This window comes from Lysobacter terrae (assembly GCF_054782215.1).
In genome coordinates, this window is record NZ_BAAGSX010000007.1 from 103,853 (window position 1) to 114,553 (window position 10,701).

Sequence of the window (10,701 nt, forward strand, 5' to 3'; positions counted from 1 at the left end):
GATCAGAACTTGAACTGCGCGGCGACGCCGTACAGGTCCGCCGAGCCTTCGGCTTCGCCGGTGATGCGCGAGCCGCTCGACGAGACCACGTCGAGCTTCGGGTTGTCGACGTCGATGCGCTGGTAGGCGGCGTCGACGCTGAACGCATCCGAGATCTGCCAGGTCAGGCCGATCGAGTACAGCGTGCGATCGTTGTCGGGCAGGCGCGGGGTACGGGTTTCGTCGTGGGTCGGGGTCTCGTCCTGGCCGTAGCCGGCGCGAACGGTGAACGCGTCGTTGATATCCCACTCGGCACCGATCGAATAGAACTCGGTGTCCTTCCAATTGAACGCTTCGGCGCCCAGCGAGGTGCCGTTGCTACGACGCACGTCGACGGTGCGCAGCGACGACCAATCGGTCGCCTGCCAGTCGGCGAGGAGGCGGATGTTGTCGTTGATGTCGTAGCGGATGCTGACCGTGTCGATGCTCGGCGTGGTCAGATCGGCGCCGCCGGGGCCGTCGGCGAAGTTCGCCGCGCGCGGGCCCAGACCGGCCTGGACCGAACCCGGCATGGTGAAGTCGATCTTGCCCTCGATCTCCTGATCGATTTCCGAGCGGTGCGAGTAGCCGATCGTCAGCGCGTCGGTCGGGTGCCATTCCGCACCGACCAGCCAACCGATGCCGGTGCTGTCGCCGTCGATGCTGATAGCGCCGTCCTGGGCCTGCGGGTGGAACGGGAAGGCCGGGTTGAAGCAGTTCAGCGGGTTGCCCGAGCCGGTGCACAGCGCGGTGCCGAAGTCGATGGCCTTGGTCAGCGTGGCGTCGGCGCGCTCGTAGATGAAGCCGGCGCCGACCGAGAAGCGGTCGTGCAGCTTGACCGAAGCGGACAGGGTGAAGTCGACGGTTTTCACTTCCGACTTCAGTGCGTGGTAGCGGCCAACCCAGCCTTCGTCGTACTCGGTCTTCAGACCGAACGGCGCGCCGATGCTGGCGCCGATGGTGAGGCCTTCGAGGGCGCCGTGCAGCGGGAACACCGCGGCGATGTTCGGCACCGGGGTGAGGTCGCCGGCGTCGCCGCCGTCGCCACCGGTCAGGGCCGGCGCGGCCGGACCGAATGCAGCAGCAGCGTGGCCGGTCGCGTGGACCTTGAAGCTCAGATCGATCGCGGTGACGTCGGCACGCACGGTGGTCTTGTCGAAGTTCGACATCGACGCCGGGTTGCCGGTCACGACGGTGGCGTCGTCGTTGTAGACCGCGCTGCCCGCATTGGAACGACCCAGGTTCTTGACGCTGGCTTCACGCAGCTGGAAGCCGCTGGCGAACGCGCTTCCGCTGGCCAGCACGCCGGCGATGCCCAGCGCCAGCATGCTGACGGTGATGCGATTTGCATGATTCATGTGTGTACTCTCTCCAATCGACGGAATGTAGACGGCAATGTTTTCTTGAAGTCTTCTTCTTGGTCGTCTGCGCGGCGCCGGCCAGGCCGTTGCCGTCGCGCGCCGAGACCCCTCCCGACGTACGACACCGTATGCACTATAGCGTGGGTATTAACCGGATGCTAACAATGCCCGGACGCCTCGGTCGCCTGTCCGACGGCTGGCAAGAGCGAGCGCCGGACGCGCCACCGGGCGGGGAAAATCGGCCGTGAGCGTGTTCGTTTCCTTGCCCTCGCGCGAGCGCACGCCGCGACGCTGGGCGGTCGCGGTGCTGTTCGTGCTGTTGTGGGCCTGCTTCCTGGCTTACGCGGTGCTGCCCAACCCGCAGCAGCAGCGGCTCATGCTCGATTGGGGCGCCTTGTCGGGCGGCCTGGCCGCGCCTCAGGACTGGCTGCAATGGCTACGTGATGGCCGCGTGTTGCGGCTGTTTACCGCCCTGTTCCTGCATGCGGATTGGGCGCACCTGCTCGGCAACCTGGTCTTTCTGCTGATCTTCGGACTGTCGGCCGAGCGGGCGATGGGGCCATGGCGCTTGCTCGCCCTGTTCCTGCTCGGCGGCGCGGCCGCCAACCTGGCCGCGGCGATCATGATCGGCACGCCCGACCGGCTGATCATCGGGGCCAGTGGCGCGGTCTCGGCCCTGATCGGCGCCTATCTCGCCCTTTTCCCGGGGGCGAAGCTGGGTCTGGTCGTTCCGCTCGGCTTGTTCCTCCAGTTCGTGAAGGTGCCGGCCGCGTTGCTGATCGGCGTGTGGGCATTGCTGCAGTTGGTCTTCACCTTCACCGGTCCGGCATTCGGCGCCGTGGCCTGGTCGGCGCACCTGGCGGGCTTCGCCTTTGGCGGCGCCTTCGCGTTGATCGCCAAGGCAGGAATCGCGCGGCGGATGCGGCGGCGGCGCGGTTTCTGACGAGAGTCGGAACGGGGAGTGGTCGAATCTTGTGACCCGCACTCCCCGACCCCATCGTGACTACTGCCGTCACCCTTGCTCTGGTTCGTTGCCCCCATGAAGCCGCTCTACAAGATCACCTTCTTCAACGCCGGCAAGATCTACGAGCTGTACGCGCGCAAGATCGGAAGCGGCACGCTGTGGGGATTCACCGAAGTCGCCGAACTGGTCTTCGATGTCCATGAGGGCGTGGTGATCGATCCCACCGAAGATCGCCTGCGCGACGAGTTCGGCAATACGCGCGTGCTGCATCTGCCGATGCAGAGCATCGTGCGCATCGAGGAAGTGGAGAAGAAGGGCCAGTCGGCGATCCGCGACGCGGTGACCGGCGAGAAGGTCGTCACGCCGTTTCCGATGCCGGCCAAGCCGCGGTAACGCGGCTCCCGGTCGCTGCGATTTCCGGTCAGCGCTTCGTCGCGGACTGCGGCGCGCTGGCTACCGGCTTCTTCAGTTCCGCCAGTGCCGCGGTGATGGGCCCATCGCCCTCGAGCACCTCACCGGCGTTCGAGCCCGGCAGGTCGTCTTCCTCACCGCTCAGATGACCGCGCAGGCTCGCCTCGGTGTAGTCGGGCTTGCCGCCATTGGCGGCGTCCTTTCCTGCATGCAGCTCGACGTCGGGCACGATGCCCAGCGCCTGGATCGACTTGCCGCTGGGCGTGAAATAGCGCGCGGTGGTGAGCTTCACCGAATCGCCGTTGTCCAGCGGCAACACGGTCTGCACCGAGCCCTTGCCGAAGGTGCGGCTGCCGACGATGCGCGCGCGCTTGTTGTCGCGCAAGGCACCGGCGAGCACTTCCGACGCGCTCGCCGAACCCGCGTCGACCAGCACGACCACTGGCGCGGCACCGCTGCGATCGCCCGGCGTGGCGCTGAATTCGGCATCGCTGATCGGCACGCGTCCGCGCGTGCTGACGATCTTGCCCTTCTCCAGCAGGCTGTCGGCGATCTGCACCGCCGAGGTCAGTAGACCGCCGGGATTGCTGCGCAGGTCGATCACCAGCCCGCGCAGCTTGCCACCCGACTGTTCGCGCAGCGAATCGAGCCGGCGATCGAAATCGGCCGCGGTGTCGGCCTGGAACGAGGCAATGCGCAGATAGCCATAGCCGGGTTCGAGCATGCGGCTCTTCACGCTGACGATGCGAATCGTCTCGCGCGTAAGCGTGACGTCGAACGGCTTGGGCTTGTCCTCGCGCACGATGGTGAGCGTGACCTTGCTGCCTGGATCGCCGCGCAGCGGACCGGAGGTGTCGCCTTCGTCGGGCTTGAACACCTTGCCGTCGATCGCAGTGATGATGTCGCCGGCCTTGATGCCGGCGCGTGCGGCCGGCGTGTCGTCGATCGGGGCGATGACGCGCAAGGTGCCGTCGGGCTGGCGCTGCAGTTCGACGCCGACGCCGCCGTAGGAACCGCGCGAGGCTTCGTCGAACTGCTCGGCCGTATCGTGTTCCATGTAGACGCTGTGCGGATCCAGATCGAACAGCAGGCCGCGGATCGCCGACTGCATGAGCTTCTTGTCGTCGATCGGCTCGACGTAGGCTTCCTTCACCGCGTTGTAGACGGCCACGTAGCGGCGGATCTCGTCCAGCGGGATCTTGGAGGCACTGGTGTCCTCGACGTCGGGGGCCTCGATCGGCGCGGGATTGCTGCCGCGCGCGGGCTGTTGCTGCGCGAAGGCGGAGGTCGTCGCCAGCGCCAATGCGAGCGGAAGGAGGCGCAGGGAGGCGCGATGGAGGCGCGCGCGGCGAACAGGCATGGACAGGTACTCCGATTGGACGTCGTTCTTTGAATCGCGGTTTAGACCGCGGGCCGCGGCGCAGGTTCGGGTCGCAGCACGCCGGGATTATGGGCACAACCCGGCGCGGATTCGGCGAAGGAAACATTAAGCGGCGCCCTTCGGCGCCCTGCGCTTTGCGCTCGGTTCAGCGCAGCCAGGTTTTGGGATTCACCGGTTGGCCGTTGCGGCGCAGTTCGAAGTACAAGGCCGGGCGCCCATGGCCGCCGGAACTGCCCACGGTGGCCACGGTATCGCCGCGCTTCACGGCCGCGCCCACGTCCTTGAGCAGGGCGTCGTTATGCGCGTACAGGCTCATGTAGCCGTTGCCGTGGTCGATGATCAGCAACAGCCCGTAGCCGGTCATCCACTCGGCATACACCACAGTGCCGTCGGCTACCGCCTTGATCGGCGCCCCGGCGTTCGCCGCGATCAGCAGGCCCTGGCTGGCGCGGCCGTCGGGCATGGTGCCGCCGTAGCCGGCCAGCAAGGCGCCCGACAGCGGCCAACCCAGGCCCCCGACTTGCAGCGGCGCGGCGCTCGCCACGATCGGCGGGCGTGCGGTCGCGCGCTGGCCGGTCGCGGCCGCGCGTTTGGCATCGCGCGCCGCTTTCGCGGCGGCGGCGCGACGTTCGGCTTCGGCGCGCGCCGCGGCCGCGCGCAGCTGCTTCAGTACTTGCTCGAGCCCTTTCGCATCGCGGCCCAATGCCTGCTCGCGGGCGCGCTGATCCTGGTACTTCTCATCCAACTGCGCCAGCAGCGCGGCGCGCGACTGGCGATCCTGTTGCAGTTGCCCCAGCTGTTGCCGCTGCTGCTGACGCGTGCGGCCCAGGTCGGCGCGGCGCGCCACGATGTCCGCCTCCAGTGCGTCCAGCTCGCGCAGTTGCGTGGAGAGCTCGGCAATGCGCCGAGTGCGATCGGCCGACACATAGCGCTGATAGGTCAGCGCACGCTGGGCATCGGCGACGCGGTCCTGCGACAGCAGCGCTTTCAGCGGCGCGGCTTCGCCCTGGGCGTAGGCGGCCCGCAACAGGCGCGCGAGTTCCTCGCGACGGCCATCCAACGAGGTCTGCATCTGCGCGCGCTGTTGCTGTAGCGCGCTGAGCGATTGCTGATCGCGCGCGAGCCGCGATTCGGTGTCGCGCAGCACACGGTTGGAGCGACCCACCTTCTCGTCGGCAGCGCGCAGCTGCTGGGTCACGTCGCCGCGCTGGCCTTCGATCTGGCGGCGCTCGGCGGCGACCTGCGCCAGCTCGCGCTTGACGTTTTCCAGCTTGCGCTCGGTTTCGCCTCGGCTCTTCACCGTTTCCTGCGCGATCGCGGGCGCCGCCAGCACCGCAAGCGCGGTCGCCAGGACGATGGCCTTGACCAGCGCCGGAATGCTGGCGAGGACGCGTGAACTCATCCGGCGAGCAGCGTTTCCGCCTGCGCCACGCTGGCGAGCGTGTCTTCCGCCAGCAGACTGGTGCCGCTCATCTCGGGCGGGCGCGGCAGATCGAGCAGATCGAGGATGGTCGGTGCGACGTCGCGCAGGGCGCCGCCGCTGCGCAGCGTCGCCGTGCGCGGCCCCATGTAGACGAAGGGCACCGGGCCGACCGTGTGCGAGGTATGCGGCTGTCCGGTCTCCGGGTCGCGCATCATTTCGACGTTGCCGTGATCCGCCGTGACCAGCAGTGCGCCGCCGACTTCACGCACCGCCTGGGCGATCGCGCCGATCGCGATATCCACGGCTTCGGCGGCCTTGATCGCCGCGGCAAGAATGCCGCTATGGCCGACCATGTCCGGATTGGCGATGTTGCAGATGGCGACGTCGATGTCGCCGGAGCGGATGGCCGCGACGAGTTTTTCCGTGACTTCGGGGCAGCTCATCTCCGGCTGCAGGTCGTAGGTGGCGACCTTGGGGCTCGGCACGAGCACGCGGCTTTCGCCCGGGTACGGATCTTCGCGACCGCCGCTGAAGAAAAACGTCACGTGCGCGTACTTTTCGGTTTCGGCTATGCGCAGCTGCTTGAGGCCGTTGGCGGCCAGCACCTCGCCCAGCGTATTGCGCAGATCGTCGGGGCCGAAGGCCACCGGCGCCGGCAGCCTCGCGTCGTATTCGGTCAGGCAGACGAAGCGCGACAGCCGCGGGCGACGCGCCTCGAAGCCGTCGAACGCAGGAGACACGAACGCAGAGGTCAATTGGCGCGCACGATCGGCGCGGAAGTTCATGAACACGATCGCGTCGCCGTCGTGCACGCCGCGATACGGCGCAGCGTGCCCACGTATGACGGTGGGCACGACGAATTCATCGTTCTCGCCACGTGCATAAGCCTCGCGCAACGCGGTGAGCGCATCGGGGGCGTAGTGTTCGGCGGTCGCTTCGACGATCGCATCCCAGGCGCGGCGCTGGCGGTCCCAGCGCTTGTCGCGATCCATGGCGTAGTAGCGGCCACTCACCGTCGCGATGCGTGCGTTGCCGGCCTTCGCGCAGGCGGCTTCGAGCAGTTCCAGGCTGGGCTGCGCCGATCGCGGCGGCATGTCGCGGCCGTCGAGGAAGGCATGCACCGCGACGCGCGGCACGCCTTCGCGGCGGGCGAGTTCGAGCATCGCGAAGATGTGATTCTCGTGGCTGTGCACGCCGCCGGGCGAAAGCAGGCCCATGAGGTGCAGCGTTGCGTCGTTGTCCTTGGCGGCGGCGCAGGCGGCGCGCAGCTCAGGGTTGGCGAAGAAACTGCCGTCTTCGATCGCCGCGTCGATCCGGGTGAGGTCCTGGTAGACGATGCGGCCGGCACCGAGGTTCATGTGGCCGACCTCGGAATTGCCCATCTGCCCGTCCGGCAAGCCGACGAAGCGGCCTTCGGTGTGGATCAGCGTGTGCGGATTCTGCTCGACCAGGGCGTGCCAGTTGGGCAGGCTCGCCTGGGCGAGGGCGTTGTCGATCGGATCTTCACGATGGCCCCAGCCGTCGAGGATCAGGAGGACGACGGGTTTTGCAGCCGCGGGCTGAGAGCGCGGATTCGACGGCACGATCGGCATTCCGGTGACTTCGGGCAGGGGCGGATTGTAGCGGAGCGGGGTATTTAACCGCTTCCGGCCGTGTAGACCGGGCCAGTTAAACCGGGAGCCAGCCCGGTGCATCCAAGCCGATAGTCCTCCAAGGAGTCCACCATGACCCGTACCCGCCTCGCCCTTGCCCTGCTGGTCGCTTTTGCTTCCGTTCCGGCGTTTGCTGCGGACCCCGACGTGTCCAAGGTCAACGGCAGCATCACCGTCGACAATGGCCAGCATTACGGCTCGCTCGATACCGTCAACGGCAGCATCGAGATCGGCTCCGACGCCCGCGTCGCCAGTGCCGAAACCGTGAACGGCGGCATCGAGGTGGGGGCCCGCACGCAGACCGGCTCGCTCGAGACCGTCAACGGCGGCATTCAGATCGAAGAAGGCGTCACCACCGGCGCCGTCAGTACGGTCAACGGCGGCATCTTCGTCGGCCGCGGCGGCAAAGTCGGTGGCAAAGTGGAAACCGTCAACGGCGCGATCGGCCTGGTCGGTACCGAGGTCAGCGGCGATGTCGAAACCGTCAACGGCGACGTCACGGTCGGCGCCAATTCGCACGTCCGCGGCGGCCTGCACTACACCAAGCCGAGCACCTCGTTCTTCCATATCGGCAAGCAGCGCATCCCGCGCGTGATCATTGGTCCGAACGCGCAGGTGGACGGTCCGCTGCGCTTCGAGCGCGAAGTGACGCTGTACGTGCATTCCACCGCCAAAACCGGGCCGATCAGCGGCGCAACGGCGATCCGCTTCGACACGCCGCAGCCGCCGGAGCGTTGATCGGCTAATCGATACCGCCACACGTACGGACTTCACGTTTAGACCGATCTTTCACGGAAGCCGGCAATATCGGCACGGTCCGCGCCCTGCGGGCCGTGCCTAGAATGGGTCTCCGATGGGTTAGGAGACCCCATGAAGCCGCTTTCTCTGTCCCGCGCGCCCATCGCCGCCATGGCGATCGCCGCCGTGTTGGCCGCCGGCTGCAAACCACACCCATCCCAGCAGGACGCGCGCAACGGCAAGGCGGCGACGCCGGAAACGCCGAACGCCGTGCATCCCGGCATCGACGCCGACGATTTCGCCCAGCACGTTCGCACCCTCGCCTCCGATGCGTTCGAAGGCCGTGCGCCCGGCAGCGTGGGCGAGGACCGCTCGGTGGGTTACATCGAAGCGCAGTTCAAGCGCCTGGGCCTCAAGCCCGGCAACGGCGACAGCTACTTCCAGACCGTGCCGATGGTGGAAACCATTGCCGAAGAGAACGTGGCGCTGCAGTTGAACGTGGCCGGGCAGCCCCGCGCGCTCCGCTTCGGCACCGACATCGTCGTCGGCACCCGCACGGGCAAGCCGGAAGTGAAGCTGGACGGCAGCGATCTCGTCTTCGTCGGTTACGGCGTCAACGCGCCCGAGCTGGGCTGGAACGATTACGCCGGCGTCGACGTCAAGGGCAAGACGGTGGTGATGTTCGTCAACGACCCCGGCTTCCATCAGCAGGATCCGACGCTGTTTGAAGGCAATCGGATGACCTATTACGGGCGCTGGACGTACAAGTTCGAGGAAGCGGCGCGTCAGGGCGCGGCCGCAGCGCTGATCATCCACGACACCGAGGGCGCGTCCTACGGCTGGGAAGTGGTGAAGAACTCCTGGAGCGGAGCCCAGTTCGACCTGCGCGCGGCCGACGATCCCTCACCGCGGGTGCAGGTGCAGGGATGGATCAGCGGGGAAGCCGCGCGTTCGGTGTTCTCTGCGCTGGGGCGCAACCTGGATGCGTTGTACGCCGCCGCCGGCAGGCGCGGTTTCAAGGCGATCCCGCTGGGTGCCAAGGCCTCGATCGATCTGAAGAGCCGCATCAGTGAAAAATCGTCACGCAACGTGATCGCACGCCTGGACGGGACGACGCGTCCCGACGAAGCGATCGTCTACATGGCGCATTGGGATCACCTGGGCAATCACGGGCACGATGCCGACGAGCACGGCCCCGCCAGCACGGGTACGACGGAAGACACGATCTACAACGGCGCCGTCGACAACGCGACGGGCGTGGCGGGGATACTGGAAATCGCGGATGCCTTCGTTCATCAGCAACCTCGGCCCAACCGATCCCTGGTGTTCATCGCGCCGACCTTGGAAGAATCGGGACTGCTCGGTTCGCGCTACTACGTGGCGCATCCAGTGGTGCCGCTGGAGAAGACCGTCGCCGTGATCAACCTCGACGCCATGCCGGTCATCGGCAAGGCGCGCGACATGACCGTCGTTGGTTTCGGCAGTTCGGAGCTCGAAGATAAGCTGCGAGCCACCGCGAAAACCCAGGGGCGGACTCTGCATGCCGAGGCCACGCCCGAAGACGGCTTCTATTTCCGCTCAGACCATTTCAATTTCGCCCGCGCCGGTGTGCCGGCGCTGTATGCGAAGGGCGGCGACGATCTTATCGACGGGGGCACCGCCGCGGGCCGGCGCGCGCAGGTCGACTATCGCGATCGGCGTTACCACAAGCCTTCCGACGAATACGACCCGGCGTGGAAACTCGACGGGGTAATACAGGACCTCGAAGCACTGTATGGCGTCGGCCGCGATTTGGCCGGCAGCGACGAGTTGCCGCGCTGGTATCCAGGCAATGCGTTCTTGGCCGCGCAGGAAAAACTGCACGCCGGCGCCAAAAGATAGTTGGACTGCACGGCGGGTGGAGCGCCGCCCGACCGGGTGCGCTAGGCTTCCGGCAATTCACGACCGGAGAAGCGCGGATGAGCCTGGCCATCGCCTATTGGTGTGTTCTGATCGCTGCCCTGCTGCCCTATGTCTGGGTCTCTATCGCGAAAGGCAGCGGCGAGCGCTACGACAATCGGGATCCGCGGGGCTGGACTGCGCGGCAGACCAATCCACAGGTGCATCGGGCGAATGCGGCCCAGCTCAATAGCTACGAGTGCTTTGCTCCGTTCGCGGCCGGTGTGGTGCTCGCGCAATTGGCAGGCGTAGCCGCGGACCGCATTGCCCTGCTGGCAGTGCTGTTCGTCGTATTCCGGATCGCGCATGGCATCGTGTATGTCGCCGGCTGGACGCACACGCTGCGCAGTTTGGCCTGGTTCGGCGCGTTCCTTTGCGTGCTCGTCTTGATGGGGCAGGCGGCGCTGCGGGTGGCATGACGCCATGATCCTGAATTCCATGCTCTCGAACAGCCCGGTGTTTCTTTTCCTCATGTCCGGGCTGTTGCTGGCGCTCTATGCGATCGCACGCCTGATCCAGGCGTGCATCGGTCTGATGCGAAACTGGCTGTCGCATCCGCGATCGGCGCAGGGGCCTTTGGTTCGCTAAGGGCCCGCTTGGGCTGTCGACGTTCGGGCGAACTAACTCCTTCGAGAAAGTCTTATTAAGCTTCGTCGGTGAAGGCAAATATCCACCGAGGTAAATGCTACGCCCGGTCCTTCGTGTCGATGGCATCGACCTCAACGCCCATGCATTTTCCATCCGAGCAAAGAAGAACCCCCGACCTTTTGGGCCGGGGGTTCGGAGTAAATGCTCAGCGATGACCTACTCTTGCA

General features: G+C 66.6%; 10 protein-coding genes. 6 read left to right on the forward strand and 4 right to left on the reverse strand.

Annotated elements, in window-relative coordinates; genetic code table 11:
* Positions 1–2: 2 nt before the first annotated feature.
* Positions 3–1,376, reverse strand: a complete 1,374-nt coding sequence (locus tag ACYVJ8_RS11720; RefSeq protein WP_460712565.1) for an OmpP1/FadL family transporter — start codon at positions 1,374–1,376, stop codon at positions 3–5.
* Between the two features lie 253 nt (positions 1,377–1,629).
* Between ACYVJ8_RS11720 and ACYVJ8_RS11725 the strand changes: the two genes are divergently transcribed.
* Complete coding sequence (locus ACYVJ8_RS11725; protein ID WP_460712592.1) at positions 1,630–2,322, forward strand: rhomboid family intramembrane serine protease; 693 nt, start codon at positions 1,630–1,632, stop codon at positions 2,320–2,322.
* Positions 2,323–2,418: 96 nt separating this feature from the next.
* Positions 2,419–2,736 (forward strand): DUF1820 family protein, encoded by a 318-nt coding sequence (locus tag ACYVJ8_RS11730; RefSeq protein ID WP_460712567.1) that lies wholly within the window; start codon positions 2,419–2,421, stop codon positions 2,734–2,736.
* A gap of 28 nt (positions 2,737–2,764) precedes the next feature.
* Here ACYVJ8_RS11730 and ACYVJ8_RS11735 read toward each other — a convergent pair whose 3' ends face one another.
* The 3 genes from ACYVJ8_RS11735 to gpmI form a co-directional block, all read right to left on the reverse strand.
* Entirely contained in the window at positions 2,765–4,114 is a 1,350-nt protein-coding gene (locus tag ACYVJ8_RS11735; RefSeq protein WP_460712570.1) for a S41 family peptidase, read from the reverse strand.
* A 166-nt stretch (positions 4,115–4,280) separates the two neighbouring features.
* On the reverse strand, positions 4,281–5,537 hold the full coding sequence (locus tag ACYVJ8_RS11740) for a murein hydrolase activator EnvC family protein (protein ID WP_460712572.1): 1,257 nt from the start codon (positions 5,535–5,537) through the stop codon (positions 4,281–4,283).
* Positions 5,534–7,150: a 2,3-bisphosphoglycerate-independent phosphoglycerate mutase gene (gene gpmI, locus ACYVJ8_RS11745; RefSeq protein WP_460712574.1), complete on the reverse strand. Its 1,617-nt coding sequence runs from the start codon at positions 7,148–7,150 to the stop codon at positions 5,534–5,536. Before gpmI ends, ACYVJ8_RS11740 begins: the two co-directional genes overlap by 4 nt.
* A 132-nt stretch (positions 7,151–7,282) precedes the next feature.
* Here gpmI and ACYVJ8_RS11750 point away from each other — a divergent pair, with 132 nt between their 5' ends.
* From ACYVJ8_RS11750 to ACYVJ8_RS11765, 4 genes are all read left to right on the forward strand, one after another.
* Positions 7,283–7,948, forward strand: coding sequence for a DUF4097 family beta strand repeat-containing protein (locus tag ACYVJ8_RS11750; protein WP_460712576.1), 666 nt, complete (start codon positions 7,283–7,285; stop codon positions 7,946–7,948).
* Between the two features lie 132 nt (positions 7,949–8,080).
* A complete protein-coding gene (locus ACYVJ8_RS11755; RefSeq protein ID WP_460712578.1) occupies positions 8,081–9,829 on the forward strand; it encodes a M28 family metallopeptidase in 1,749 nt (582 codons plus the stop codon).
* Between the two features lie 77 nt (positions 9,830–9,906).
* The gene (locus ACYVJ8_RS11760) at positions 9,907–10,305 is read left to right on the forward strand and encodes an MAPEG family protein (protein WP_460712580.1); all 399 of its coding nucleotides are present in this window, start codon (positions 9,907–9,909) and stop codon (positions 10,303–10,305) included.
* A 4-nt stretch (positions 10,306–10,309) separates the two neighbouring features.
* A complete protein-coding gene (locus tag ACYVJ8_RS11765; protein WP_460712582.1) occupies positions 10,310–10,474 on the forward strand; it encodes a hypothetical protein in 165 nt (54 codons plus the stop codon).
* Positions 10,475–10,701 lie beyond the last annotated feature (227 nt).

Excerpts from the sequence above, each read along its gene's own strand:
- ACYVJ8_RS11720 (WP_460712565.1), bottom strand. The coding sequence starts at position 1,376 with ATGAATCATGCAAATCGCATCACCGTCAGCATGCTGGCGCTGGGCATC.
- ACYVJ8_RS11730 (WP_460712567.1), top strand. The coding sequence starts at position 2,419 with ATGAAGCCGCTCTACAAGATCACCTTCTTCAACGCCGGCAAGATCTAC.
- ACYVJ8_RS11735 (WP_460712570.1), bottom strand. The coding sequence starts at position 4,114 with ATGCCTGTTCGCCGCGCGCGCCTCCATCGCGCCTCCCTGCGCCTCCTT.
- ACYVJ8_RS11740 (WP_460712572.1), bottom strand. The coding sequence starts at position 5,537 with ATGAGTTCACGCGTCCTCGCCAGCATTCCGGCGCTGGTCAAGGCCATC.
- gpmI (WP_460712574.1), bottom strand. The coding sequence starts at position 7,150 with ATGCCGATCGTGCCGTCGAATCCGCGCTCTCAGCCCGCGGCTGCAAAA.
- ACYVJ8_RS11750 (WP_460712576.1), top strand. The coding sequence starts at position 7,283 with ATGACCCGTACCCGCCTCGCCCTTGCCCTGCTGGTCGCTTTTGCTTCC.
- ACYVJ8_RS11755 (WP_460712578.1), top strand. The coding sequence starts at position 8,081 with ATGAAGCCGCTTTCTCTGTCCCGCGCGCCCATCGCCGCCATGGCGATC.
- ACYVJ8_RS11760 (WP_460712580.1), top strand. The coding sequence starts at position 9,907 with ATGAGCCTGGCCATCGCCTATTGGTGTGTTCTGATCGCTGCCCTGCTG.
- ACYVJ8_RS11765 (WP_460712582.1), top strand. The coding sequence starts at position 10,310 with ATGATCCTGAATTCCATGCTCTCGAACAGCCCGGTGTTTCTTTTCCTC.